This window comes from Marinovum sp. (genome assembly GCF_048263515.1).
In the GTDB taxonomy this organism is placed as follows: Bacteria; Pseudomonadota; Alphaproteobacteria; order Rhodobacterales; family Rhodobacteraceae; genus Marinovum.
In genome coordinates, this window is sequence record NZ_JBLXEC010000007.1 from 150,370 (window position 1) to 174,227 (window position 23,858).

Sequence of the window (23,858 nt, forward strand, 5' to 3'; positions counted from 1 at the left end):
TCGGGGGAGTCGCCCCTGGGCGACGGGGGCAGAGCCCCCGATCCGTCCTCAGGCCGCAAGCCCCTTCGACCCCAGATCCAGGAACTTCTGCCGCCGCTCCTTGCGCAGCGCCTCGCCATCCTTCTCCGACAGGTCGACAAGCATCTGCTCGATCGCGCGCCCCACGGTCTTGATGGTGCCGTTGCGGTCGCGCTGTGCGCCGCCCAGCGGTTCGGGAATGATCCGGTCGCAGACGCCCAGCTTGTAGAGGTCTTCCGCGGTCAGCCGCAGCGCCTGCGCCGCTTCGCGCATCTTGTCGCTGTCCTTCCACAGGATTGAGGCGCAGCCCTCGGGCGAGATCACCGAATAGACCGCATGTTCCAGCATCGCCACCCGGTTGGCGGTGGCAAAGGCCACCGCGCCGCCGGAACCGCCCTCGCCGATGATCACCGAGATCAGCGGCGCGCGGATCGCCAGGCAAGCCTCGGTCGAGCGGGCGATCGCCTCTGACTGGCCGCGCTCCTCGGCGCCCTTGCCGGGGTAGGCGCCGGCGGTGTCGACCAGGGTGATGACCGGCAGGCCGAAGCGGTCGGCCATGTCCATCAGCCGCGCCGCCTTGCGATAGCCCTCGGGACGGGCCATGCCGAAGTTGCGGTCGAGCCGAGACTGGGTGTCATGGCCCTTCTCGTGGCCGATCACCATCACCGGCCGGTCCTTGAGCCGGGCGAGCCCGCCGATCACCGCAAGGTCTTCGCCAAACTGCCGGTCGCCGGCCAGTGGCGTGAACTCGGTAAAGAGCGCCTCGATGTAATCCTTGCAGTGCGGCCGCTGCGGATGCCGCGCCACCTGGCATTTCCGCCAGGGCGTCAGGTCCTTGTAGAGGTCCTTGAGCATCGAGGCGGCCTTGCGGTCGAGCGCGCTGGCCTCTTCCTCGACATCCATCGGATCGTCGCTCTGCCGGGCGATGGCCCGCAGTTCCTCTGCCTTGCCCTCGATCTCGGCCAGCGGTTTCTCAAAATCGAGATAATGCGCCATGCGACAACTCCTTTTCTGCAAGGGGGTATATGGCGCGATGCGCGGCCGGATGCAATCTTTGGCGCACGTCAGGCCGACAGAAGCGCCGGCACCAGCGAGGCCAGCAGCAGCAGCGCCATGGCGCGGTTGAACAGCCGCAGATGCCCCGGAGCCCGCAACAGCCGACGCATCTGCCCGCCCAGCGTCGTCCATGTGGTGGTGCTGAGCACGCCGGCGGCGACATAGATGCCCACGACCCAGAGCAGCGCCGCCAGATCCCGGCTTGCCGCATAAAGCGTGATCGCCCCCAGCGCCATGGTCCAGGCCTTGGGGTTGATCCACTGGAAGCCCGCCGATTGCAGAAAGGTCAGCGGCCGCGCATGATCCGGCGCCTCGCCCGGCGGCGCGGCATTGGCAATCTTCCAGGCCAGCCAGAGCATGTAGATCACCGATCCCGCCAGCATCAGGTCATGCAGCAGCGGCCAGCGGTCGAGCAGTTGCAGCACCCCCAGCCCGACGCAGAAGATCATCGCCGGAAAGCCGAGGATGATTCCCAGCATGTGCGGCAGCGACCGTTTCAGGCCGAAGTTGGCGCCGGAGGCCAGCAGCATCAGGTTGTTGGGGCCGGGGGTCATGGTGCCCACCAGGGCGAAGACCACCAGGGCCGAGAAAAGGTCATAAGTCATGGCGCAGGGATAAACCTGATCGCGGCGCGGCGAAACGGCAATCTTGCGCGCAGAGGCACGCGGGTTCAGGACAGGTCGAGCACGCTGCGAAAGGCCAGTTCGGGGGCTGCCAGCACCTCGGGCCCGACCCCGTCGAGCAGGTGCACCGCCGCCGCCATCGAGGCCTGCGCCAGCACCACGGTGCGGAAATCCGGCCGCGCCTGCACCGCCTCGATCACCACGGCGGCAATGGCGGCGCAGAAATTGGCGCCTTGGCCGGCCTCGAACAGCGGCCAGAGCTCTTCCACCACCAGTGTGGTGACCGGGGTGTCGCGCCCGCCATCATCAAGGCAGGCCTGCAGCAGCGCGCGGCTGGGCGCTTCGGTGCTTTTCAGCGCGCAGACCAGCAGGATCGGCCCGTCAGAGCGCGCCGCCGCGGCCATCATCGGCTGGTCGATCCGCGTGGCGCCGGCGGCCACCGCGGCCTCGCCAAGGGTGGTGCAGGTGCAGAGCACCGGACCGGGCGCCGCCTGTACCGCCTTGCGAATCTCGGCGGCGAGCTGACCAGTCATTCCGTCGCTTCGCGCCCGCGCCAGCCAGTCGGCCCGCACCTGGTGATCGAGCTTCAGCGCCGGCGCGATGTCATCGCGCAGGGTATCGAAGGTCCGGCGATGGACCTCGGCAGAATGCAGAAGCGTAAGCGGCTGGGTCATGGTCTGTTCCGGCAGTGCAAGGCCCCGACAGCCGGGACCCTGCGGTGATACGCCCAAACCGCTAAGGTTCAGTTACCGGCGATCATCTCCGATTGCCGCACGATCACCTCGGCCTGCTTGATCGAGGCAATGTCGACCAGCCGGCCCTTGTAGACCGTGGCGCCTTCTCCCTTGGCCTTGGCCTCTTCCATCGCGGCGAGGATTTCGCGCGCTTCGGTCACCGCCTTGTCCGAGGGGGTGAAGACCTCGTTGGCCAGCGCCACCTGTTTCGGGTGGATCGCCCATTTGCCGACCATGCCCAGCGTCGCCGAGCGCAGCGCCTGCGCGCGGAAACCCTCGTCATCGGAGAAATCGCCGAACGGCCCGTCGACCGGCAGCACGCCATGGGTGCGGCAGGCGGCGACGATTGCGGCCTGCGCCCAGTGCCAGGGATCGGACCAATGCTTCTGGCCCTCGTGGATCATGTAGTAGTTTTCCTGCGTCCCGCCGATGCCGGTGGTGGCCATGCCCATGGAGGCGGCGAAATCCGCCGCACCGAGGCTCATTGCCTCGAGCCGGGGCGAGGCGGCAGCGATCTCCTCGACATGGGCGATGCCGGCGGCGCTTTCGATGATCACTTCAAATGCGATCTTCTTCTGCCGGCCCTTGGCGGCCTCGACCGCTGTCACCAGCGCGTCGACGGCATAGATGTCACCGGCGCAGCCGACCTTGGGAATCATGATCTGGTCGAGCCGCTCGCCGGCCTGCTCCAGCAGGTCGACGACGTCGCGGTACCACCAGGGCGTGTCGAGTCCGTTGATCCGCACCGAAAGCGTCTTGGTGCCCCAGTCGATGTCGTTGATCGCCTGGATGATATTGGCCCGCGCGCTGTCCTTGTCCGACGGCGCCACCGAATCCTCGAGATCGAGGTTGATGACATCCGCCGCCGAGGCCGCCATCTTCTCGAAGATCGCCGGACGCGAGCCGGGGCCGAAGAGTTGGCAGCGATTCGGACGGGCCGGGGCCTGGGGCTGGATGCGGAAGGACATTGTTGCGCCTCTCGGTAAGGAAATTGCGGATTGTTCGCGCTCAGCGATATTAAATTACGCCGCACCGCGCAAGTGGATTTTGCAGCCGCAGCATTGGCGCGGACGGGGTGACGGGCGGTAATTGCTCCGCATCAATGGGTTCGTGCGGGGGCGGGGCACAATGCCGAATTGGTCAGTCATTCTGCCGCGTCACGCACGATCCTGCGCCATCTCGCGTCAAGGCTCGAAGAAATTTGCGATATTCCGCCGCGCGACACACGATTTCGGGAGCCTTTGGTGCAGAGGTCGCGATATATCTCCGGCCGAACAGACACGACATTTCAGGAGGCCATCGCCGTGATCAAGACCCCGTACCTGCTGTTTCTCGGTGATGCGCCCGATGCCCTGGCGGCCAAGGTGGCCCAGGGGATCAAGGACTGGCGGCCCGAGAATGCCGTCGGCCAGTTTCGCATGGAGGGCTGCAAGGCCGACCTCGGCCTGACCGACATGACCCTCGCCGAGGCCCGCGCCGCCGGTGCGCAGACGCTGGTGATCGGCGTCGCCAACCGCGGCGGCGTGATCAGCCAGGCTTGGAAGAAGGTGCTGGTGGCCGCGCTGGAAGAGGGGTTCGATCTTGCTTCCGGCTTGCACAACCTGCTGCGCGACGAGCCTGACCTCGCGGCGGTGGCCGAGGCCTGCGGCCGCGAGTTGCATGACGTGCGGGTGCCGGATGTGGACTATCCGATCGCCAATGGCGTCAAGCGAAGCGGCAAGCGGGTGCTGGCAGTGGGCACCGATTGCTCGGTCGGCAAGATGTACACCGGACTGGCGCTGGACCGGGCGATGAAGGCCGCGGGGCGGAAGAGCACCTTCCGGCCCACCGGCCAGACCGGCATCCTAATCACCGGCGAGGGCGTGCCGCTCGATGCGGTGGTGGCGGATTTCATGGCCGGGGCGGTGGAATGGCTGACGCCTGACAATGACGACGACCACTGGGACATCATTGAGGGGCAGGGCAGCCTGTTCCACGTCTCCTTCTCCGGCGTGACCCTGGCGCTGATCCATGGCGGCCAGCCGGATGCGCTGATCCTCAGCCACGAGCCGACCCGCAGCCACATGCGCGGGCTGCCGGGGTATGCTTTGCCGTCGCTCGAGGCGCTGCGCGACATGGCGCTGCCGCTGGCCCGGGTGGCCAATCCGGACTGCCAGGTGGTGGGCATCTCGGTCAATACCGCGGCGATGGGCGAGGACGAGGCGCTGGCCTATCTGTCCGAGGTCGAGGCGCGCATGGGGCTGCCGGCGGTCGATCCGTTCCGGCAGGGGGCGGATCGTCTGGTTGCGGCTCTGGACGCACTTTGATTTGCTGATGGCGGCGCCCGTGGCGGGCGTTGCGTGGCGTATTTTTCAAAGAGAAGAAGGACAGGGTCGTGATCGAGATCATGCGTGACACCTTTCGTCTGGCGGAAGTTTTCACCATTTCGCGCGGGTCGCGGACCGAAGCGCAGGTGTTGACCGTTTCGGTGACGCGCGACGGGGCAACCGGGCGCGGCGAATGTGTGCCCTATGCGCGCTATGGCGAGACGCTGGAGTCGGTGGCGGCGGAGATCGCGGCACTGCCTGACGGGATCGGTCGGGGGGAGCTGCAGGACGCGCTGCCGGCGGGTGCGGCGCGCAATGCGGTGGATTGCGCGCTCTGGGACCTCGAGGCCAAGCTGGCGGGGCGGCGGGTCTGGGAGCTGGCGGAGCTGGCCACGCCGGGGCCGGAGATCACCGCCTTTACCCTGTCGCTCGACACGCCTGAAAGGATGCAGGCGCAGGCGGCGAAACATGCGCATCGACCGCTGCTGAAGATCAAGCTCGGCACGCCGGATGACATGGCGCGGCTCGAGGCGGTGCGCGCAGGGGCGCCGGAGGCGCGGATCATCGTCGATGCCAACGAGGGCTGGAGCGCCGAGGTCTATGCCGATCTCGCGCCGCATCTGCTGCGGCTGGGGGTGGCGCTGGTCGAGCAGCCATTGCCGGCGGGCGAGGACGAGGCGCTGCGCGGGTTGGCGCGGCCGGTGCCGATCTGTGCCGACGAGAGCTGCCATGACCGGGCCTCGCTGGCGGCGCTGGACGGCAAGTACGACATGGTCAACATCAAGCTCGACAAGACCGGCGGGCTGACCGAGGCGCTGGCGCTGCGCGATGCAGCGCGTGATGCCGGGTTCGACATCATGGTGGGCTGCATGGTCGGTTCGTCGCTGGCGATGGCGCCGGCGGTGCTGGTGGCCCAAGGCGCGGCAGTGACCGATCTTGACGGCCCGCTGCTTCTGGCCGAAGACCGCGACACGCCCCTGACATTCGATCACCGGGGTGTGCACCCCTCTGACCCGGCCCTCTGGGGCTGACCGCTGACAGGAGAGACAGCTGATGGCCCGTACCGTCTATCTCAACGGAGAGTATCTGCCCGAGACCGAGGCCAGCGTCTCGATCTTTGATCGCGGCTTCCTGATGGCCGATGGCGTCTACGAGGTGACCTCGGTTCTGGGCGGCAGGCTGGTGGATTTTGCCGGTCACGCAAAGCGGCTGGAACGCTCGCTGAACGCGCTCGACATGAAGATGCCGATGACGGAAGAGGCGCTGCTGGAGATCCACCGCGAGCTGGTCCGGCGCAACGATCTCGAGGACGGGTTGATCTATCTTCAGGTCACTCGCGGCGCGCCGGGCGACCGGGATTTCATCTTCCCTGATCCGGCGACGACGCCGCTGACCGTGGTGCTCTTTACCCAGTCCAAGCCGAACCTCGCCGACAGCCCTGAGGCGAAACGCGGGCTCAAGGTGATCTCGATCGAGGACATCCGCTGGGGCCGGCGCGACATCAAGACGGTGCAGCTGCTCTACCCCTCGATGGGCAAGATGATGGCCAAGGCCGCCGGTGCCGATGATGCCTGGATGGTCGAGGACGGCAAGGTGACCGAGGGCACCTCGAACAACGCCTATATCGTCAAGGACGGCCGGATCATCACCCGCGAGCTGTCGCATGACATCCTGCACGGGATCACCCGCGCCGCGGTGCTGCGCTTTGCCGAAGAGGCGCAGATGAAGGTGGAAGAGCGCAGCTTTACCATCGAAGAGGCGCAGGCTGCCGACGAGGCATTCATCACCTCGGCGTCAAGCTTCGTCACCGCGGTGATTCAGATCGACGGGGTCACCCTGGGCGAGGGCGTGCCGGGCCCGGTTGCGCAGCGCCTGCGTCAGATCTACCTTGAGGAGAGTCGCGCCCGCGCCGTGTGAAAAGCCCTGCGGCATTGCGGTCACAGGTGGCAAGGATTGGCCGAAGCGGGACGCAAAAGCCACGCTTTCGGGCCGATATCTGCCGGTGCCGCGCAGGGGGCTTGAGACGATGCGGCCGGCGTGGTGTCTGTGGCTGAGCGAGGCCGGAGCGATGCGTCCGGGCTGCATCAGGGGCGCTGCCTCCGCGATTTCCGCGGGGCGGAAACGGCGGATTTCACCGGCGGGTGAGGTCTGCATCTGACCGGCGGCCGATGTCTGGCTGGCGCCGGCGCTTTCCCTGACGATGTGCCCGAAGTCGCCCTTTTTGCCGCGCGCCGGTCTGTGAAGGTATTGGGGGCAAGGATGTTTGAAGGCGTGATCGTGGTGGCCGTGGGTCTGTGCGGCGCCTTTGCCGGCATCGCCCTTGGCTGGAAATTGCGCGGGTCGCTGCTGGTGCGGCCGCCGCACCTGGCCGAAATCGAGGCGCTGCGCACCGAGCTGCGCACGGCGATCGGTCTGCAGGCCGACAAGGATGCCCGCATTGCCACCCTGGAGGCCGACCTCGAGGCCGAGCGCACCGGATATGTCCGCTTCGAGCAGGAACGCCGGGGCAGCCAATTGGCGCGGCGTCAGTTCGGCTGAGGCTTTCCTCTCGCTCCATCGAGCAATGATCGCGTCCTGAGAGGGGCGCGATTTTGTGTTGCGGCAAGGTGACTTGGGGGCAGGGCACGGTTTGGTGAAGGTCACTAGACGACCGGTCTATTATTTCCTAGATGCCCTGTCATGACAGAGCAGCGCAAATCCGATCTCAAACGTCTCGACATCCTGGCCACCGGCCGGGCGCTGGTGGTGCGGCATGGTTTCGGCGCCGTGGGCATCGCCCGCGTTCTCAGCGAATGCGGCATCCCCAAGGGGTCGTTCTATTACTACTTCTCCTCCAAAGAGGACTTCGGCATCGCGCTGCTCGAGCATTACGTCGAAGAGTACCTCGCGCGCTTCGATGCGTTGATCGACAGCCCAGGCAGCGCGCGCGACCGGCTCGACCGCTTTTGGTCGGCCTGGCTGGCGCAGGCGGATGCCGAGGGGATCGCCAGCCAATGTCTGGTGGTCAAGCTCGGCGCCGAGGTGGCCGATCTTTCCGAGGCGATGCGCATGATCCTCAACGACGGCGTGGCGCAGCTGGTGCGGCGAATTGCTGATCTGCTGCGGGCCGGGGCCGAGGACGGATCGCTCCGCCCGGTCGAGGACCCCGAGGCCACGGCGCGGATGCTCTATGCCAAGTGGTTGGGCGCCGCGATCCTCGCCAAGCTCGACCGCTCTCAGGCGCCCTTGCGACAGGCGCTGGCGGACACCCAGACCCAACTCTCACTCACATCCTGAAGGAAAAATCATATGAAAGCTGTCACTCACGATACATTCGGTGAGCCGAAAGAGGTGCTCACGACCTCCGATGTCGCAACGCCGGAACCCGCGGCGGGCGAGGTGCGTATCCGCATGCGCCTGTCGCCGATCCACAACCACGATCTCTGGACGGTGCACGGCAACTACGGCTACAAGCCCGAACTTCCGGGCGCCATCGGCGGCACCGAGGCGCTGGGCACGGTCGAGGCGCTGGGCGAAGGCGTCGACGATGCGCTGCTGGGCCAGCGCGTGGCGGTGGCCGGGGTGCATGGCACCTGGGCCGAGAGCTTCATCGCGCCGGCGGGCGGGCTGCTGCCCTTGCCCGAGATGATCAGCGACGAGACCGGCGCGCAGCTGATTGCCATGCCGTTCAGCGCCCTGTCGCTGCTGGAAACGCTCAAGGCCGGCAAGGGCGACTGGATCATCCAGACCGCGGCCAATGGCGCGGTGGGCAAGATCATGGCGGTGCTGGCCAAGGCACGCGGCATCCACCTGCTGAACCTTGTGCGGCGGCCCGAGGCGAAAGCCGAGCTGGAGGCACTCGGCCTCGAGAACGTGCTTTCGACCTCTGACGCCGGCTGGAAGGACAAGGCGGCGGCGCTGGTGGGCCAGGGTGCGGTCTCGGCCGTCGACTCGGTCGGCGGCGAGATCTCGGGTGATCTGGTCGATCTGCTGGGCGTGGATGGCGAACTGGTGGTTTTCGGCACCGCGACCGGCGCGCCGATGGCGCTGTCCTCGGGCGCGCTGATCATGAAGCACATCACGGTGCGCGGCTTCTGGGGCTCTCGTGTCAGCGGCGACATGGCGCCGGAGGAACGCAAGCGGCTGATCACCGAGCTGGTGACCCTGGCGGCGACCGGTGCGTTGACGCTGGATGTCGGCGGCACCTACGGGCTGGGCGAGATCACCGAAGCGGTCACGGCAGCGCGCACCCCGGGGCGGGGTGGCAAGATCCTGCTGCGCGGATAAGACAACCCCTCCTCCGGATCCGGTCCGGGGGAGGCGCTGGCGGGGTCAGTCGATCTTGCCGACGTTCTCGGCAAAGGCGGTGTCAAAGACCTCGCGCTTGTCGTCGGTGGCCTCGGTCTGGTGCTGATCCTTCCACTCGGAATAGGGCATGCCGTAAAAGATCTCGCGCGCCTCTTCCTTGTCCATCTCGAGGCCGCGTTCGTTCGCGGCTTCCTGGTACCAGCGCGACAGGCAGTTGCGGCAGAACCCGGCAAGGTTCATCAGGTCGATGTTCTGCACGTCGGTGCGCTTTTCCATCAGGTGATCCTGCAGCCGGCGAAAGGCGGCGGCTTCAAGCTCGATGCGGGTCTGGTCGTCCATGGTGGGGTCTCCCTCTGTCTCGGGATGAATATGGGGCATCGGGGCGCGGTGGAAAGGTCAGCGCGCCTGGCGGCAGCGCGACAATTGGACCTGATAGGTGATCGCCCTGGTGCCGACTTCGTCCGCCACCCGCAACAGCCAGGCCTTGGAGTTGAAGGACTGGCGCGAAAACCCGGTGTGACCTTCGTGATAGGCCAGGTACTGGTTGCGCGCATCGACCAGCGGGACGCCGTTGCGAGCGCGGGTCTTGTTCATGTACCAGCCCATGAAGTCGGTGGCATCGGTGATCTTGTCGCGCTTGGCCCGGCGGTTGCCGGTCTCTTCGCGGTATTCGTCCCAGGTGGCATCCAGCGCCTGGGCATAGCCATAGGCCGAACTTTGCCGGCCCATTGGAATAACCCCCAGCTTGTAGCGCAGCGGCGTGCGGGCATCGCCGATGAACTTGCTTTCCTGGTAGATGGTGGCCATCTGGACATGCACGGGAACGCCCCAGCGCCGCTCGGTGGCGCGGAAGGCCTTGATGTATTTCGGGCGCTGCTTGAGAATCGCACAGGCGTCATCAAGATTGCGCGGCGCGGAATGATTGCCCCCGCCGCAGGATGCGACGGCCAGCACGATCACCATGGCGCGAAGGACTCTGCTCATTTGCCTCTCGCTCGTGTTCTTTTGTTTTTTGCCAGTCTACCGAAAACGGCCCTGCAGGGAAATCACGTTTTCCAAAGCCGGCATGGTTTGGCCGGGGGACTGTCTGGCCGGGGGTCACAGTTTGTTTCCTTGAATTCCCGGCGGAAAATTGGACATTCCCCCCTTGATGACGCTAACCTGTGGCGATAGAGGCCCCGGAATGCACACTGCACGCGCAAAATATCACTTGGGACAGGTGGTCCGGCACAAGAAGCACCCGTTTCGCGGCGTGGTCTTCGATGTCGACCCCGAGTTCAACAACACCGAGGAATGGTACAACGCCATTCCAGAGGACAGTCGTCCCAAGCGCGAGCAGCCGTTCTATCACCTGCTCGCCGAGAACGATCAGAGCTTCTACGTGGCTTACGTCTCGGAGCAGAACCTTGTCGCCGATTACTCGGGACGGCCAGTGGACCATCCGGATATCCCCGATCTCTTTGGCGAGTTCGAGGACGGGTCGTACCCGCTGCATTTCCAGTTGAATTGATCCGGGGGCGGTGGGTTGCAAACCCACCCTACGCGGTTGGCGCGGGTGCGTTGCGTACCCCTGCCTGTTCAATAGCCGATGGCGCAGCCGTCCTTGCGCGGGTCTGACGCGCCTTCCAGCACACCGCTGTCATGGATGCGGATCGCCTGCGCGCCGCCGATCGGCTCGACAGGCGTGACGACGTCATGGCCCAGCGCCGCCAGTTTCACCGCCACCTCGGGGGCGTACCCCCGTTCGAGCTGCAGCTTGCCCTCGTCGAAAAACGCCCGCGGCGCGTCGATGGCGGCCTGAGCGTTCATACCGAAATCGCTGAGGTTGGTGACAAAGCGGGCATGGCCGCAGGCCTGGTACTGCCCGCCCATGACGCCGAAGGGCATGGTGATCCGCCCCGCGGTGCCCAGCATGCCGGGGATGATGGTGTGGAGCGGGCGCTTGCCGGGGGCCAGTTCGTTGGGGTGGCCCTCTTCCAGCGTGAAGCCGCAGCCGCGGTTGTGCAGCAGTAGGCCGAACTTCGGGCTGGCAAGGCCGGAGCCGAAGCTGTGAAAGATCGAGTGGATCAGCGACACCGCCATGCCGTCGCGGTCGACGGCGGTGATGTAGATCGTGTCCTTGTGAACCGATTCGGTGATGCGCGTGGTGACCGGCTGCGCCCTTTGCGGATCGATCCGCGCGGCAAGCTCCCTGGCCAGCGCCGGGTCGCACATCTGCGCGGTGGCGTCATGAACCGAAGGGTCGGCCACCAGCCGGTTGCGGGTGTCATAGGCCAGCTTGCTGGCCTCGGTCTCCAGGTGGGTGCGGGCGGCGCCGAAGGGCTCCAGCGCCGAGAGATCAAACTGCGCGAGGATGTTGAGCAGCAGGATCGCCGTCGCGCCCTGGCCGTTGGGCGGATGCTCATGCACCTCGGTTTCGCCGTAGTGGCCGGTGATCGGCGTGGTTTCGTCGCCCCGGGTGGCGGCGAAATCCGCCGCCGCATGCGCACCGCCGGCAGCGACGAGTGCGGCCAGCATGTCCTCGGCCACTTCGCCTTCGTAGAAAGCCTTTGCGCCCTGTTTCGCGATGCGCCGTAGCACTTCTGCCTGGCCAGGGGCGCGGAACAGATCGCCGGGCCTGAGCGGTTGGCCGTCCTTGAGATAGAAGTCGCGCGCCACGCCCTGCAGCCGATGCGCCTTGTTGGGCCAGTCAAAGCCCACCCGCGGCGCCACCGGCACGCCCTCTTCGGCATAGCGGATCGCCGGTTGCAGCAGCCGGTCGAGGCCGAGGCGGCCATGCGCCTCTGACAACCGGCAGAAGGCGTCGATCGAGCCGGGGATCGTCACGGAATGCGCGCTGCCGTCGGGAATGGTAGCTTTACCTTCGGCGCGCAACAGCGCCGCATCGGCCCCGGCGGGCGCGCGGCCCGAGCCGTTGAAGCCCAACACCGTGTCCTGCCCCGCCGGCTTGACGAGCACGAAACAATCGCCGGCCAGCCCGCACATATGTGGCTCGCAAAGGCTCATCAGCACCGCGCCGCAGATCGCCGCGTCCATCGCGCTGCCGCCGTCCTTGAGGCAGGCCAAGGCCTCGGCCGCGGCCAGCGGGTGCGAGGTGGCGACCATGCCGTTGCCGGCGAATACTGGGGAACGTCCGGGGAAATGGAAATCGCGCATCAGGGCCTCCGTGTTTGAGCGGAGGCTAACGCCCTCGGGCGCAGAAGAAAATCGCGATTTGGGGAAGAAGGGACCTCGGCACCGCGCACTGGGTGGGGGCTGTTAATACGCGGTACCGAGGTGAAGCTATATGCAGCTACCCTTACTGTATCGCTGTTCAATCGGGCGGGGGTGGGATGGTATTGCGGCGGAACTGGGGCAATTCGGCCGAGACATCTGCATTTGATTGAAACTGTGCGCGAAGTCACACAACTTCGAAGTGCAGGGTCAGCCGATTGCAGCCGCCACGCCGTTCATACTGCAGGCGGGAGGTCATCTGCCGGATCAGGTGCCAGCCGAACCCGCCCTCGGGCAGATCGTCGACTGGCCCGTCGAGCAGGGATTCGCGGCCCTCTGGCAGGGTCTTTCCGGGATAGGGCAGGCCCTGGTCGATGACAGTGCAGATCAATTCGGAGGGGGTCAGCGCCAGTTCGAGCCAGAACGGCCCGCCGTCGCGGAAGGCATAGCCATGTTCGACGACATTGTTGAGCACTTCGGCCAACGCAAGCTCGATCGCGCCGCGGGTCTCTGGCGGCTGGCCCCAGGTGGCCAGCACTTCCATCGCCTCGGCGAGCAAGCTGCGGACGGCGAATCCGCTGCTGCGGGCCTTGAGGGAAATTCGGAGGTCGGCGGTTCGGGTCATGGCAACCGTTTCCAAGGGGCCGGGCTCCTCTGGGGGGTCAGCTGGCCTGCGCCATCAGCGCGGCATCGAGGGTCGGAAAGAGCGCAAAGACCGTGTCCATCCGCGTCAGCCGGAAGACGCTTTCGACCGTGGTGGTCAGCCCGGCGAGGTCGAGCTTGCGCCCCGGTCCCAGCTGTTTCATCGCCGCGACGATGGCGCCGAGCCCGCTGGAATCGATGAAATCCACCTGGCTGAGATCGAGGATCACCCGGCGCGCCGGGCCCTCGGTCTCGGCCCGCATCCCGTCCTTGAACTGGATCGCCACAGCGGCGTCGATGCGTTGGGCGTTGATCGTGACGATCTGCAATTCGCCCTGAGTCCTGCTGCTCATGTCCATGACGTGGTCACCTTGCGTTACGAATTCGCCCCTACGCTAGACGGCAATCCTTACTAAACTGTATGCAGGGGGCAGAATTTGGGAGACAGCTATGACCGATGTGATGATCCTGGGCGCGGCCCGCACGCCGATGGGCGGATTTCAGGGCGAGTTCGAAGGTGTCGAGGCCAGTACCCTGGGCGGGGTGGCAATTGCCGCCGCACACCGCGAGGCCGGCAAACCGGCGATCGACGAGGTGCTGATGGGCTGCGTCCTGCCGGCCGGGCAGGGCCAGGCACCGGCGCGGCAGGCGGGCTTTGCCGGTGGCTTGGGCGAAGAGGTGCCGGCCACCACGATCAACAAGATGTGCGGTTCCGGCATGAAGGCCGCGATGATGGCCTGGGACCGGATCGCCTTGGGACAGGCCGGGGCCATTGTCGCCGGCGGCATGGAGAGCATGACCGAGGCGCCCTACCTTCTGCCCAAGATGCGCGGCGGCGCGCGGATCGGCCATGGCCAGGTGGTCGATCACATGTTCCTCGACGGGCTCGAGGATGCCTATGACAAGGGCCGCCTGATGGGCACCTTTGCCGAGGATTGCGCTGCGCACTACCAGTTCACCCGCGAAGCGCAGGACCATTACGCCATCGCCTCGCTCGACAATGCGCTCGAGGCCGAGCGCAACGGCGCCTTTGCCGACGAGATCGCGCCGGTCAAGCTGCACCGCCGCCATGGCGAAGAGCTGATCACCTGCGACGAGCAGCCCGGCAAGGCCCGTCCCGAGAAGATCCCGATGCTGAAACCCGCCTTCCGCAAGGACGGCACGGTGACCGCAGCCAATGCCTCGTCGATCTCCGACGGCGCGGCGGCGCTGGTGCTGGGCACCCGCGCAATGGCCGAGGCACAGGGCGTCGCGCCCCGCGCGCGCATCCTCGGCCACGCCAGCCACGCACAGGCGCCCGGCTGGTTCACCACCGCGCCGGTGCCGGCGGCACAGAAGCTGCTCGAGCGGATCGGCTGGAAGGTGTCCGACGTCGACCTCTGGGAGGTCAACGAAGCCTTTGCGGTGGTGCCCATGGCCTTCATGCAGGAAATGGGCCTGCCGCGCGACATCGTCAACGTCAACGGCGGCGCCTGCGCGCTGGGCCACCCGATCGGCGCCTCCGGCGCGCGGATCATGGTGACCCTGCTCAACGCGCTGGAAAAGCGCGGGTTGAAGCGCGGCGTGGCTGCAATCTGCATCGGCGGCGGTGAAGGCACGGCGATCGCCATCGAACTGGCCTGAGCCGGGCCAGACACCCCGGTTGACCCTGCAGGGTGCGCAGAGCCCGCGCCCCTTGCCCCCGGTTCGGTCGACAGCGGCGCTTCTCAGCCTACCTCCTATGGAAGCGGTCCCATCCCGGGGCCGCGCCCTAGCAGAGGAGGCGAGATGGCCCGAGCGACCCTGTACCCCGAGATACGTCCGGGCCTTGTGAGCGCGCTCAGCCTGTACGCCTGCCTCGGCTGCGCGATCTTCGCGATCAGCATCCTGATTGCCGACTTCGTCGTGCCCGATCACGACTGGATCGCCGACACCATCAGCGACCTCGGCGCCGGGAAGTACGAATTCATCGTCGATATCGGCATCTATGCCTTTGCCGCTGCGCTGATTGCCACAGCGCTGTTGGCAGCGCATCTGCATCTGGGTGACCGCAGCTGGAGCTTTGGCCTCGCCGGGTTCGCCCTGCTGGGGTTGATCGTCTTTCTGGTGGGCGCGCGCAATGAATATGGCGACGCCGATCAGGACGGCGTGGTGATCCACATCTACCTGGTCTACGCGCTGGGCGTGCTGCAATTCCTGGTGCCGCTGGCCATGGCCAAGGGCGCGGCCGCGCACAGCCTGGTGCATGGCCGCATTCTGCTGGGCCTGGCGCTGCTCTGGCTGGTCTCGGCGCCGGTGTTCTTCTTTCTGCCGACCGATGTCGACGGGCTCTACGAGCGCTACCTCGGGCTGATCGCCATGGCGACGGTGGTGACCCTGGCGCATCTGTTCCGCAAGCTCTGCCGCTGAGCGGGCAGGGCAGTTTCCGCATTAAAGAAGGGTGAAATCATGTTTGCCGAAGACGCCGCCTTGGATGTCCTGCTGCGCGCGCTGCTGTTGTCGGCGCTGGCGATGGCCTGGGTAATCTTTGTCGTGCGGATCATCGGGCTGCGGACCTTCTCCAAGATGACCGCCTTCGACTTTGTCGCCACTGTCGCCGTGGGGTCACTGCTGGCCGGGGCCTCGCAGGCGACGGCCTGGGGCGAGTTCTTCCAGCCGGCTTTGTCGATCTCGGCACTGCTCGGGGTGCAGTACCTGATCGCAAAGGCGCGCAAGGCCTCTGACATGATCGAGCAGACGGTGCAGAACACGCCCGTCCTGCTGATGCGCGACGGTGTGATCCTCGACGATGCGCTCAAGGCGACGCGGGTGTCCGAAGGCGACCTGATCGCCAAGCTGCGCGAGGCCAATGTGCTGGATTTGGCGCATGTGCGCGCGGTGGTGCTGGAGACCACCGGCGACATCTCGGTGCTGCATGGCGAGAGCCTGTCGTCGCGGCTGCTGGACGGCGTGCGGCGGGTCGATTGACCGCTGTAGTCCGGCGCCCGTTGCGCCGCTGGCCAACCCCGGCTAAACCCGCGCCCCATGAGCGAGACAAAACATCCATCGGGCGCGCCCTGGCGCAATTTCTACGGTCGGTTCAAGGGCAAGGGCCTGCGCAAGTCGCAGGAACGCTATCTTGACGAGGATCTGGCGGCGCTGTCGCCGGGCCCGGTGGGCTGGGAAGAGAACCCCGAGCGCAAGCCGCTGGACGTGGAGGCGCTGTTCGGCGGGCGCGATCTCTGGCTGGAGATCGGCTTTGGCGGCGGCGAACACCTGGTGCACCAGGCGAAGTCCAACCCGCAGGTCGGCATCATCGGCGCCGAGCCCTACATCAACGGTGTCGCCATGCTGCTGGGTAAGGTGCGCGAGGCCGGTGTCGACAACCTGCGGATCCACCCCGGCGATGCGCGCGATCTGTTCGACGTGCTGCCGGAGGGGTCGGTGTCGAAGGCCTTTCTGCTCTATCCCGATCCCTGGCCGAAAAAGCGCCACCACCGCCGGCGCTTCGTGACGCCCGAGCATCTGGAGCCTCTGTCGGCGCTTTTGAAGCCGGGGGCCGAGTTCCGGGTGGCGACGGATATTCCGGATTACGTGCGCCAGACACTTGAGCAGGTGCCGCGGCACGGGTTCGACTGGCTGGCAGAGCGCCCTGCAGATTGGCGCGAGCCCTGGGATGACTGGATTTCCACGCGCTACGAACAAAAGGCGCTGCGAGAGGGTCGGGTGCCGCACTACCTGACGTTCCGGAAACGGTGAGCAGTTGAGAGTATGCCCTCGGTGATCCTGGCGTGGCCCGGAACAAGGGCGTCAGCCCGCCGGGCCAGCGGCTGCCCGCCCCACCGGGCTGCCGCTTTGGCTTACACAAGCGCGCCGATCCGAGGTTGTCCTGAATGGGCCGAGATAAACTGCGGCCTAACGACTGATGGAGCGGCATCCCGCGGGCAGCCGACGGCCCGGCGCACGGTGCACGTGGCTATAAACACTCCAATAACCGTCGGTGATCGTGGTGTGGCCCGGAACAAGGGCGCAAGCCTGCCAGGCCAGCGGCTGCCCGGCCTGTCGCACCAAAGGTGCGCCGCTTTCATGGTACGCCTTTGGGGTGACGGGCTGCCGCTTTGGCTGACACAAGTACTTTGCTCGAAGGTCTTCCTGACTCGGCCAAGATAACCCGCTTCCCAACGACCGATGCCGCGGCATCCCGTGGCCAACCGCCGGTCCGGCGCACGGTGCACATGGCCCGAGACAACGCTTTTTCCCCAGCACCCCCGCCACGGGATGGACCCCCTGAAAGCTGCTTGCTATGAGGGCTGCGAGCGATAACGAAGGAACCCGCCCATGTCCGGCCACGGCACGCCAATCCCGATGATTTCCACCCCTTGCGGGCCGCTTTCGGGCACGGCCGAGGTGCCCGGCGACAAGTCGATCTCGCACCGGTCGCTGATCCTGGGCGCCATGGCGGTGGGCGAGACCGTGGTCACCGGCCTGCTCGAAGGCGAGGACGTGCTCGATACCGCCAAGGCGATGCGCGCCTTCGGAGCCGAGATCACCCGCGACGACGATGGCACCTGGCATGTGCACGGCGTGGGCGTCGGCGGCTTTGCCGAGCCCGACCAGGTGATCGACTGCGGCAACTCCGGCACCGGCGTGCGGCTGATCATGGGGGCAGCGGCGACCACACCCATCGCGGTGACCTACACCGGCGACGCCAGCCTCAACAAGCGCCCGATGGCGCGGGTCACCGATCCGCTGGCGCTCTTCGGCACACAGGCGGTCGGACGCTCCGGTGGGCGGCTGCCGATGACGCTGGTGGGCGCCGAGAACCCGGTGCCGGTGCGCTACGTGGTGCCGGTGCCCTCGGCCCAGGTGAAATCGGCGGTGCTGCTGGCAGGCCTCAATGTGCCGGGCCAGACCGTGGTGATCGAGCAGGAGGCCACCCGCGACCATACCGAGCGGATGCTGGCGGGTTTCGGTGCCGAGATCACCACCGAGGTGACCGACGAAGGCCACGTCATCACCCTGACCGGCCAGCCCGAGTTGCAGCCGCAGGTCATCGCGGTGCCGCGCGATCCCTCCTCGGCGGCCTTTCCGGTCTGCGCGGCGCTGGTCACACCGGGCTCTGACGTGCTGGTGCCGGGCATCGGGCTCAACCCGACGCGCGCCGGGCTCTTCACCACGCTGCGCGAAATGGGCGCCGACCTCGATTACGAGAACCTGCGCGAAGAAGGCGGCGAGCCGGTGGCCGATCTGCGCGCCAAATACTCGCCCGACATGAAGGGCATCGACGTGCCGCCGGAACGTGCCGCCAGCATGATCGACGAATACCCGGTGCTCTCGGTGGTGGCGGCCAATGCCACCGGCGTCACCCGGATGACCGGCGTCAAGGAACTGCGGGTCAAGGAAAGCGACCGGATCGAGGCCATGGCCACCGGTCTGCGCGCCTGCGGTGTCACGGTCGAGGACGGTCCGGACTGGTGGACCGTCACCGGCGAAGGCCCGGGCACGGTTAAGGGCGGGGCGACCTGCGCCAGCCATCTCGACCACCGGATTGCCATGTCCTTCATGGTGCTCGGCATGTCGACGAAAGAGCCGGTGCGGGTGGACGACGGCACGCCGATCGCCACCTCCTTTCCGATCTTCGAGCCGCTGATGGCGCAGCTGGGCGCCGACATCCGCCGCGAGGCGTGACGCCCGGGCCGTGGGCTGTGGTGAGACAACCGGTTTCACATCGGCGAGGCACTGGTTAACCTGAGCGCAACAGCCGCTGGCGCGGCGCGAGCAAAGAACGGAACATACATGGCATTCACCATTGCAGTCGACGGGCCTGCGGCCTCTGGCAAGGGCACCATCTCCAAGGCGCTGGCGCGCGAACTGGGCTATGCGCATCTCGACACCGGCCTGCTCTATCGCGCGGTCGGGCGGCAGGTGCTTGATGGCGCCGAACCGCTGGCTGCTGCCAAGGCCCTGACCGCCGAGGCGCTGGACAACCCCGACCTGCGCACCCCGGAAGTGGCGCAGGCGGCGTCCAAGGTGGCGGTGCTGGCCGAGGTCCGCGCCGCGCTGGTTGATTTCCAGCGCGCCTTTGCCCGCCGTGACGGCGGCGCGGTGCTGGACGGGCGCGACATCGGCACGGTGATCTGCCCCGAGGCCGAGGCCAAGCTCTACGTCATTGCCAGCGCCGAGGTGCGCGCCGAACGCCGCTTCAAGGAACTGAGCGAAAAGGGGCTGGAGACCAGCTTCGAGACCGTGCTGGCCGATGTGCGCGCCCGCGACGAGCGGGACATGGGCCGCGCCGAAGCGCCGCTGAAGCCGGCCGAGGACGCGGTGCACATCGACACCACTACGCTCAGCATCGAAGAGGCCGTCGCCGCGGCGCTGGACGCGGTGCGGGCGCGGCAACAGGGCGCGTGACCATGGCGACACGGCAGATCGCGGGACAACAGGTCTCGGCCATGGGCATCGGCGCTATGTCCTTTGCCGAATTCTACGGGCCGACGACGGAAGAAAACTCCTGGGCGATCCTCGATGCGGCGCTGGAGCTGGGGATCTCCCATATCGACACCTCCAACGTCTACGGCATGGGCCGTTCCGAGAACGCCATCGGCGCCTATCTCAAGCGCAACCCGGCGGCGCGCGACATCTTTCACATCGCCACCAAGGCGGCGATCTCGCGCGACGCCGAGGGCCACCGCTGTTTCGACAATTCCCGCGAGCATCTGGAGAGCGAACTGGACCAGAGCCTCGCCCGCATGGGGCTCGAGGCGGTCGATCTGTTCTACGTGCACCGGCGCGAAGGGACCCGGCCGATCGAAGAGGTGACCGAAACGCTGGTGGCGCTGCAGGCCAAGGGCAAGATCAAGGCCTTCGGCTTTTCCGAGATCGCGCCGTCCTCGCTGCGGCGTGCGGCGGCGGTGGCGCCGGTCGCTGCGGTACAGTCGGAATACTCGCTCTCTACCCGCATGCCGGAGCTGGGCCTCGTTCAGGAATGCGCGCGCCAAGGTGCGGCGCTGGTGGCCTTTTCGCCGCTGGGCCGGTCCCTGCTGACCGACGCGCCGATCGGCGCGGCCGAGCGGAAAACCCTGGGCTTCATGAAGACCAACCCGCGCTTCACCTCGCCCAACTACGAGGCCAATATCGCCGCGACCGACCGGTTCCGCGCGCTGGCGGCCGAGATGGGCGAACCGGCGGCGGCGCTGGCCATCGCCTGGCTGCTGGCGCAGGGCGATCACGTCATTCCGATCCCCGGCACCCGGTCGGTGGCGCATTTCCGCGAAAGCGTGCGCGGCACCGAACTCGGCCTGAGCGCCGAGGACCTTGCCCGCATCGAGACGGTGCTGCCGGTGGGCTGGGCCCATGGCGACCGCTACAGCGTCGATCAGTCCGTCGGACCCGAGCGGTATTGCTGAGGTGACCGCTGATTTCGCCTCACTCCGCCTGCCATCGCACATGCGGCGCAGCTCGGTGCTGGCGGAGAAGTACCAGCCCGAAGGCTATCTCGACGCGCTCGACCGTGAGACGCTCTGGTATGACGCGATCTGGTCGAAGGGGCGGCTCTATCTCGTCTGCCCGCCGCTCAACAACTTTCGTCAGGCGTTCCGCAAGGCGGTGTTTCGTGGCGACGACACTCCGCTGAGGTTCCGCCGGCTGCGCCGCTATGCGCGTCACGAGGTGGCCGAGCTCGATGCGCCCGACTGCCCGTCGCAGCTCTCGGTGATGCTGCAGGGCTGGACCGGCACCAGCGGGGTGAGCCGGGCGGCGCCTGAGCACTTTGCCGGGCTGAACACCGCTTTCGTGATGTCCAGGAACAACCCGATCGACTGGCTGGTGACCCATGCGCGCTATCACCGCGATGCCCATGGGCTTGAGGCGCTGATCGTGATGGACAATGGCTCGACCGATTATGCGCTGGACGATCTGCGCGCGGCGCTGGGCGCGCTGGGGCTCAAGCGGCTCGAGGTGCTGGAGGTGCCGTTCAAATACGGGCCGGTGGGCAAGAAGCCCTATCGCCGGACCGAGAAATTCATGCAGACCGCGCTCTTCAACGTGCTGCGGCTGCGGTTTCTGGGGCAGGCGCGGGCGGTGCTGAACTGCGACGTCGACGAGCTGATCGTGACCCGGGGCAACAGTGTCTTCGACGCCGCCTGCGCCTCGCGGCTGGGCTTCGTGCAGGTGGCGGGGCACTGGGTCTATCCGGCGCCGGGGGCCGAGGGGCCGTTCACCCATGCCGATCACAGCCATACCGCAAGCCCGCCGAAACCCTGCCCGCCGAAATGGTGTCTTGTGCCCGGCGGCCGGCTGGGCGGGTTCAGCTGGGACGTGCACGGGCTGGAACGGCTGCCCTTCCTGCGCCGGCGCACCCATGGCGATCTGTCTTTCCTGCATTGTCGCAGCCTGACCACCGGCTGGAAGAGCCTGAAGCGCGACGAGGTGCCCGAGGATACCGTGCCGGACCCCGAGGCGGCGATTGCCGCCGCGGTGCTCCTGGAGGGGCAGGGCGGGTCAGGGTGACACCGGACTGACTCTGGGGAAGGGCCTTGAATATCACCCGGGACAGGTGTAAGGACGCCCCGTCGACAAGGCGATCAACGCCGCGAACGAGGATCGAGCAGGGTCGGGGATTTTACCGGCCCTCTTTCGTTTTGCGGATGACCTCGTGACCAAACCCAAGACCGGCGGAGACAACCGCCCGGCCAGTATAGTGACTTGAAAAAGGAACCAACCGCCACATGGCAAACACATCGATGGAGGAATTCGAAGCCCTCCTGAATGAAAGCTTCGAAATGGACACCCCCGAAGAGGGCTCTGTCGTCAAAGGCAAGGTCATCGCAATCGAAGCGGGCCAGGCCATCATCGACGTAGGCTACAAGATGGAAGGCCGCGTCGAGCTCAAAGAATTCGCGAACCCCGGCGAAGCGCCCGACATCTCGGTCGGCGACGAAGTCGAAGTCTTCCTCCGCGCGGCTGAAAACGCCCGTGGCGAAGCTGTCATCTCGCGCGAGATGGCCCGCCGCGAGGAAGCCTGGGACCGCCTCGAAAAAGCCTATGCCGACGACCAGCGCGTCGAAGGCGCGATCTTTGGCCGTGTCAAAGGTGGCTTCACCGTCGATCTCGGCGGCGCCGTGGCCTTCCTGCCCGGCTCGCAGGTTGACGTCCGCCCCGTGCGCGACGCCGGCCCGCTGATGGGTCTGAAGCAGCCGTTCCAGATCCTCAAGATGGACCGTCGCCGTGGCAACATCGTTGTCTCGCGTCGTGCGATCCTCGAAGAGAGCCGTGCCGAACAGCGTGCCGAAGTCATCGCCAACCTGGCCGAAGGCCAGGCGGTCGACGGCGTGGTCAAGAACATCACCGAATACGGCGCCTTCGTCGACCTCGGCGGTGTGGACGGCCTGCTGCACGTCACCGACATGGCATGGCGCCGCGTCAATCACCCCTCGGAGATCCTGTCGATCGGCGAGACCGTGAAGGTTCAGGTCATCAAGATCAACAAGGAAACCCACCGTATCTCCCTCGGCATGAAACAGCTGCAGGAAGACCCGTGGGATCTGGTGGCTGCCAAGTATCCGCTGGAATCGGTGCATCAGGGCCGCGTCACCAACATCACCGACTACGGTGCATTTGTTGAGCTGGAGCCTGGTGTCGAAGGTCTCGTTCACGTCTCGGAAATGTCCTGGACCAAGAAGAACGTGCACCCCGGCAAGATCGTTTCGACCTCGCAGGAAGTCGAAGTCATGGTGCTGGAAATCGACCAGGCGAAACGCCGTGTCTCGCTTGGCCTCAAGCAGACCATGCGCAACCCGTGGGAAGTCTTTGCCGAGACCCATCCCGAGGGCACCGTCGTCGAAGGCGAAGTCAAGAACATCACCGAATTCGGTCTGTTCGTTGGCCTGCCCGGCGAGATCGACGGCATGGTTCACCTCTCGGACCTGTCGTGGGACGAGCGTGGCGAAGACGCGATCCAGAACTACCGCAAGGGCGACATGGTCCAGGCCGTTGTCTCCGAGGTCGACATCGACAAGGAGCGTATCTCGCTCTCGATCAAGAACGTCGGCGGCGACAAGTTTGCCGATGCGATCGGAGGCGTGAAGCGCGGTTCCGTGATCACTGTCGAAGTGACGGCGATCGAAGACGGTGGCATCGAAGTGGAATACGAAGGCATGAAGTCCTTCATCCGCCGCTCCGACCTGTCGCGTGACCGTGCCGAACAGCGCCCCGAGCGCTTCTCGGTCGGCAACAAGGTCGACGTCCGCGTCACCAACGTCGACAGCAAGACCCGCCGTCTGGGCCTGTCGATCAAGGCACGCGAGATCGCCGAAGAGAAAGAGGCCGTGCAGCAGTATGGCTCCTCCGACTCCGGTGCATCGCTGGGCGACATCCTCGGCGCAGCCCTGAAGGGCGGCGACGAGTAAGCCTCGCGCTTGACGTGAACTTTGAAAGCCCCGGTGCGCTGCACCGGGGCTTTTTTCATGGCCAAGGCCGATCCGGCGCGCGGTCGCGGCTTGCAGGCGCTTTGGGCAAAAAATCACACCGAATCAAAGGACAGGCTTGACAGGCCCGCGACTCTCACCGCCGCCTGAAAGGGTGGCGGTTTTTGGGACTTCCCACGCTGCCGGACGAAAAAATCACGGATTTTCAGGGAGTTTGCCCCAAGCACAGGTTTGCGAAACAGGAAGTTCTCCGTATAGTCGGCGGAGTGAGACTTCTCGCGCGGACCAGTCCAGGGGGGATGGCGCAAATGATCAGATCGGAACTGATCCAGAAACTTGCGGATGAAAACCCGCACCTCTATCAACGCGATGTGGAGCGCATCGTGAACACCGTTTTCGAAGAGATCACCAGCGCCATGGCGCGCGGCGATCGGGTCGAGCTGCGGGGCTTCGGTGCCTTCTCGGTGAAAAAACGCGATGCGCGCACCGGACGGAACCCGCGGACAGGCGAGGCCGTTGAGGTGGAAGAAAAGCACGTGCCGTTCTTCAAGACCGGCAAGCTGCTGCGCGATCGTCTGAACGGAAAGTAAAGCGACA

At 66.2% G+C, this 23,858-nt stretch carries 26 protein-coding genes; 17 read left to right on the forward strand and 9 right to left on the reverse strand.

All coding sequences use genetic code 11. The features are described 5' to 3' along the window. Positions 1 to 48: 48 nt before the first annotated feature. The 4 genes from ACN0SE_RS09240 to ACN0SE_RS09255 form a co-directional block, all read right to left on the reverse strand. Positions 49 to 1,014 carry an acetyl-CoA carboxylase carboxyltransferase subunit alpha gene (locus ACN0SE_RS09240; protein ID WP_417524229.1) on the reverse strand — a complete coding sequence of 322 codons (966 nt, stop codon included), beginning with the start codon at positions 1,012 to 1,014 and terminating at the stop codon, positions 49 to 51. Between the two features lie 68 nt (positions 1,015 to 1,082). After that, positions 1,083 to 1,679, reverse strand: a complete 597-nt coding sequence (locus ACN0SE_RS09245) for a LysE family translocator (protein ID WP_417524230.1) — start codon at positions 1,677 to 1,679, stop codon at positions 1,083 to 1,085. Positions 1,680 to 1,744: 65 nt separating this feature from the next. Further along, positions 1,745 to 2,371, reverse strand: a complete 627-nt coding sequence (locus ACN0SE_RS09250) for a hypothetical protein (RefSeq protein ID WP_417524231.1) — start codon at positions 2,369 to 2,371, stop codon at positions 1,745 to 1,747. Between the two features lie 68 nt (positions 2,372 to 2,439). Continuing rightward, a complete protein-coding gene (locus tag ACN0SE_RS09255) occupies positions 2,440 to 3,399 on the reverse strand; it encodes an L-malyl-CoA/beta-methylmalyl-CoA lyase (protein ID WP_417524232.1) in 960 nt (319 codons plus the stop codon). Positions 3,400 to 3,735: 336 nt separating this feature from the next. Here ACN0SE_RS09255 and dgcN point away from each other — a divergent pair, with 336 nt between their 5' ends. The 6 genes from dgcN (at position 3,736) to ACN0SE_RS09285 (ending at position 9,003) form a co-directional block, all read left to right on the forward strand. Beyond that, a complete protein-coding gene (dgcN, locus tag ACN0SE_RS09260; RefSeq protein ID WP_417524233.1) occupies positions 3,736 to 4,737 on the forward strand; it encodes an N-acetyltransferase DgcN in 1,002 nt (333 codons plus the stop codon). A gap of 80 nt (positions 4,738 to 4,817) precedes the next feature. Beyond that, complete coding sequence (gene dgcA / locus ACN0SE_RS09265) at positions 4,818 to 5,768, forward strand: N-acetyl-D-Glu racemase DgcA (protein ID WP_417524276.1); 951 nt, start codon at positions 4,818 to 4,820, stop codon at positions 5,766 to 5,768. 22 nt (positions 5,769 to 5,790) lie between these two features. After that, on the forward strand, positions 5,791 to 6,654 hold the full coding sequence (locus ACN0SE_RS09270) for a D-amino-acid transaminase (protein WP_417524234.1): 864 nt from the start codon (positions 5,791 to 5,793) through the stop codon (positions 6,652 to 6,654). Positions 6,655 to 6,996: 342 nt separating this feature from the next. Further along, on the forward strand, positions 6,997 to 7,275 hold the full coding sequence (locus ACN0SE_RS09275) for a hypothetical protein (protein WP_417524235.1): 279 nt from the start codon (positions 6,997 to 6,999) through the stop codon (positions 7,273 to 7,275). Between the two features lie 141 nt (positions 7,276 to 7,416). Beyond that, entirely contained in the window at positions 7,417 to 8,013 is a 597-nt protein-coding gene (locus ACN0SE_RS09280; RefSeq protein ID WP_417524236.1) for a TetR/AcrR family transcriptional regulator, read from the forward strand. A gap of 12 nt (positions 8,014 to 8,025) precedes the next feature. Continuing rightward, positions 8,026 to 9,003 (forward strand): zinc-binding dehydrogenase, encoded by a 978-nt coding sequence (locus tag ACN0SE_RS09285; protein ID WP_417524237.1) that lies wholly within the window; start codon positions 8,026 to 8,028, stop codon positions 9,001 to 9,003. A 45-nt stretch (positions 9,004 to 9,048) separates the two neighbouring features. Here ACN0SE_RS09285 and ACN0SE_RS09290 read toward each other — a convergent pair whose 3' ends face one another. Then, positions 9,049 to 9,363 (reverse strand): DUF1244 domain-containing protein, encoded by a 315-nt coding sequence (locus ACN0SE_RS09290; RefSeq protein ID WP_417524238.1) that lies wholly within the window; start codon positions 9,361 to 9,363, stop codon positions 9,049 to 9,051. A 57-nt stretch (positions 9,364 to 9,420) separates the two neighbouring features. Beyond that, positions 9,421 to 10,008, reverse strand: coding sequence for a lytic transglycosylase (locus tag ACN0SE_RS09295; protein ID WP_417524239.1), 588 nt, complete (start codon positions 10,006 to 10,008; stop codon positions 9,421 to 9,423). Between the two features lie 199 nt (positions 10,009 to 10,207). Between ACN0SE_RS09295 and hspQ the strand changes: the two genes are divergently transcribed. Continuing rightward, positions 10,208 to 10,534, forward strand: a complete 327-nt coding sequence (gene hspQ, locus ACN0SE_RS09300; protein ID WP_048532986.1) for a heat shock protein HspQ — start codon at positions 10,208 to 10,210, stop codon at positions 10,532 to 10,534. Positions 10,535 to 10,602: 68 nt separating this feature from the next. Here hspQ and ACN0SE_RS09305 read toward each other — a convergent pair whose 3' ends face one another. The 3 genes from ACN0SE_RS09305 to ACN0SE_RS09315 all read right to left on the reverse strand — a co-directional run bounded on the left by ACN0SE_RS09305 (position 10,603) and on the right by ACN0SE_RS09315 (position 13,238). Further along, positions 10,603 to 12,180, reverse strand: coding sequence for a gamma-glutamyltransferase family protein (locus tag ACN0SE_RS09305; protein WP_417524240.1), 1,578 nt, complete (start codon positions 12,178 to 12,180; stop codon positions 10,603 to 10,605). Positions 12,181 to 12,424: 244 nt separating this feature from the next. After that, a complete protein-coding gene (locus tag ACN0SE_RS09310; protein ID WP_417524241.1) occupies positions 12,425 to 12,862 on the reverse strand; it encodes an ATP-binding protein in 438 nt (145 codons plus the stop codon). Between the two features lie 37 nt (positions 12,863 to 12,899). Beyond that, positions 12,900 to 13,238, reverse strand: a complete 339-nt coding sequence (locus tag ACN0SE_RS09315) for an STAS domain-containing protein (RefSeq protein WP_417524242.1) — start codon at positions 13,236 to 13,238, stop codon at positions 12,900 to 12,902. Positions 13,239 to 13,329: 91 nt separating this feature from the next. Here ACN0SE_RS09315 and ACN0SE_RS09320 point away from each other — a divergent pair, with 91 nt between their 5' ends. The 10 genes from ACN0SE_RS09320 (at position 13,330) to ihfB (ending at position 23,851) form a co-directional block, all read left to right on the forward strand. Beyond that, a complete protein-coding gene (locus tag ACN0SE_RS09320) occupies positions 13,330 to 14,502 on the forward strand; it encodes an acetyl-CoA C-acyltransferase (protein WP_417524243.1) in 1,173 nt (390 codons plus the stop codon). 144 nt (positions 14,503 to 14,646) lie between these two features. Further along, positions 14,647 to 15,267 carry a DUF998 domain-containing protein gene (locus ACN0SE_RS09325; protein WP_417524244.1) on the forward strand — a complete coding sequence of 207 codons (621 nt, stop codon included), beginning with the start codon at positions 14,647 to 14,649 and terminating at the stop codon, positions 15,265 to 15,267. 39 nt (positions 15,268 to 15,306) lie between these two features. After that, the gene (locus ACN0SE_RS09330) at positions 15,307 to 15,825 is read left to right on the forward strand and encodes a DUF421 domain-containing protein (RefSeq protein ID WP_417524245.1); all 519 of its coding nucleotides are present in this window, start codon (positions 15,307 to 15,309) and stop codon (positions 15,823 to 15,825) included. 57 nt (positions 15,826 to 15,882) lie between these two features. After that, complete coding sequence (gene trmB, locus ACN0SE_RS09335) at positions 15,883 to 16,596, forward strand: tRNA (guanine(46)-N(7))-methyltransferase TrmB (protein ID WP_417524246.1); 714 nt, start codon at positions 15,883 to 15,885, stop codon at positions 16,594 to 16,596. A 579-nt stretch (positions 16,597 to 17,175) separates the two neighbouring features. Then, positions 17,176 to 18,525, forward strand: coding sequence for a 3-phosphoshikimate 1-carboxyvinyltransferase (aroA, locus tag ACN0SE_RS09340; RefSeq protein WP_417524247.1), 1,350 nt, complete (start codon positions 17,176 to 17,178; stop codon positions 18,523 to 18,525). Positions 18,526 to 18,633: 108 nt separating this feature from the next. Further along, positions 18,634 to 19,248, forward strand: coding sequence for a (d)CMP kinase (gene cmk, locus ACN0SE_RS09345; RefSeq protein ID WP_417524248.1), 615 nt, complete (start codon positions 18,634 to 18,636; stop codon positions 19,246 to 19,248). Between the two features lie 2 nt (positions 19,249 to 19,250). Then, positions 19,251 to 20,243 (forward strand): aldo/keto reductase, encoded by a 993-nt coding sequence (locus ACN0SE_RS09350; RefSeq protein WP_417524249.1) that lies wholly within the window; start codon positions 19,251 to 19,253, stop codon positions 20,241 to 20,243. 40 nt (positions 20,244 to 20,283) lie between these two features. Further along, positions 20,284 to 21,345, forward strand: a complete 1,062-nt coding sequence (locus ACN0SE_RS09355) for a hypothetical protein (RefSeq protein ID WP_417524250.1) — start codon at positions 20,284 to 20,286, stop codon at positions 21,343 to 21,345. A 218-nt stretch (positions 21,346 to 21,563) separates the two neighbouring features. Next, complete coding sequence (gene rpsA, locus ACN0SE_RS09360) at positions 21,564 to 23,243, forward strand: 30S ribosomal protein S1 (protein ID WP_417524251.1); 1,680 nt, start codon at positions 21,564 to 21,566, stop codon at positions 23,241 to 23,243. Between the two features lie 326 nt (positions 23,244 to 23,569). Next, on the forward strand, positions 23,570 to 23,851 hold the full coding sequence (ihfB, locus tag ACN0SE_RS09365; protein WP_417524277.1) for an integration host factor subunit beta: 282 nt from the start codon (positions 23,570 to 23,572) through the stop codon (positions 23,849 to 23,851). The last annotated feature ends 7 nt before the right edge of the window (positions 23,852 to 23,858 follow it).

Coding starts and splice junctions, on each gene's coding strand:
- ACN0SE_RS09355 (WP_417524250.1), top strand. CDS start 20,284: ATGCGGCGCAGCTCGGTGCTGGCGGAGAAGTACCAGCCCGAAGGCTAT.
- ACN0SE_RS09280 (WP_417524236.1), top strand. CDS start 7,417: ATGACAGAGCAGCGCAAATCCGATCTCAAACGTCTCGACATCCTGGCC.
- rpsA (WP_417524251.1), top strand. CDS start 21,564: ATGGCAAACACATCGATGGAGGAATTCGAAGCCCTCCTGAATGAAAGC.
- ACN0SE_RS09325 (WP_417524244.1), top strand. CDS start 14,647: ATGGCCCGAGCGACCCTGTACCCCGAGATACGTCCGGGCCTTGTGAGC.
- ACN0SE_RS09245 (WP_417524230.1), bottom strand. CDS start 1,679: ATGACTTATGACCTTTTCTCGGCCCTGGTGGTCTTCGCCCTGGTGGGC.
- ACN0SE_RS09305 (WP_417524240.1), bottom strand. CDS start 12,180: ATGCGCGATTTCCATTTCCCCGGACGTTCCCCAGTATTCGCCGGCAAC.
- ACN0SE_RS09255 (WP_417524232.1), bottom strand. CDS start 3,399: ATGTCCTTCCGCATCCAGCCCCAGGCCCCGGCCCGTCCGAATCGCTGC.
- ACN0SE_RS09350 (WP_417524249.1), top strand. CDS start 19,251: ATGGCGACACGGCAGATCGCGGGACAACAGGTCTCGGCCATGGGCATC.
- ACN0SE_RS09240 (WP_417524229.1), bottom strand. CDS start 1,014: ATGGCGCATTATCTCGATTTTGAGAAACCGCTGGCCGAGATCGAGGGC.
- ACN0SE_RS09285 (WP_417524237.1), top strand. CDS start 8,026: ATGAAAGCTGTCACTCACGATACATTCGGTGAGCCGAAAGAGGTGCTC.
- cmk (WP_417524248.1), top strand. CDS start 18,634: ATGGCATTCACCATTGCAGTCGACGGGCCTGCGGCCTCTGGCAAGGGC.
- ACN0SE_RS09295 (WP_417524239.1), bottom strand. CDS start 10,008: ATGAGCAGAGTCCTTCGCGCCATGGTGATCGTGCTGGCCGTCGCATCC.
- ACN0SE_RS09270 (WP_417524234.1), top strand. CDS start 5,791: ATGGCCCGTACCGTCTATCTCAACGGAGAGTATCTGCCCGAGACCGAG.
- ACN0SE_RS09250 (WP_417524231.1), bottom strand. CDS start 2,371: ATGACCCAGCCGCTTACGCTTCTGCATTCTGCCGAGGTCCATCGCCGG.
- dgcA (WP_417524276.1), top strand. CDS start 4,818: ATGCGTGACACCTTTCGTCTGGCGGAAGTTTTCACCATTTCGCGCGGG.
- ihfB (WP_417524277.1), top strand. CDS start 23,570: ATGATCAGATCGGAACTGATCCAGAAACTTGCGGATGAAAACCCGCAC.
- trmB (WP_417524246.1), top strand. CDS start 15,883: ATGAGCGAGACAAAACATCCATCGGGCGCGCCCTGGCGCAATTTCTAC.
- ACN0SE_RS09275 (WP_417524235.1), top strand. CDS start 6,997: ATGTTTGAAGGCGTGATCGTGGTGGCCGTGGGTCTGTGCGGCGCCTTT.
- aroA (WP_417524247.1), top strand. CDS start 17,176: ATGTCCGGCCACGGCACGCCAATCCCGATGATTTCCACCCCTTGCGGG.
- ACN0SE_RS09310 (WP_417524241.1), bottom strand. CDS start 12,862: ATGACCCGAACCGCCGACCTCCGAATTTCCCTCAAGGCCCGCAGCAGC.
- ACN0SE_RS09315 (WP_417524242.1), bottom strand. CDS start 13,238: ATGGACATGAGCAGCAGGACTCAGGGCGAATTGCAGATCGTCACGATC.
- ACN0SE_RS09290 (WP_417524238.1), bottom strand. CDS start 9,363: ATGGACGACCAGACCCGCATCGAGCTTGAAGCCGCCGCCTTTCGCCGG.
- ACN0SE_RS09320 (WP_417524243.1), top strand. CDS start 13,330: ATGACCGATGTGATGATCCTGGGCGCGGCCCGCACGCCGATGGGCGGA.
- hspQ (WP_048532986.1), top strand. CDS start 10,208: ATGCACACTGCACGCGCAAAATATCACTTGGGACAGGTGGTCCGGCAC.
- ACN0SE_RS09330 (WP_417524245.1), top strand. CDS start 15,307: ATGTTTGCCGAAGACGCCGCCTTGGATGTCCTGCTGCGCGCGCTGCTG.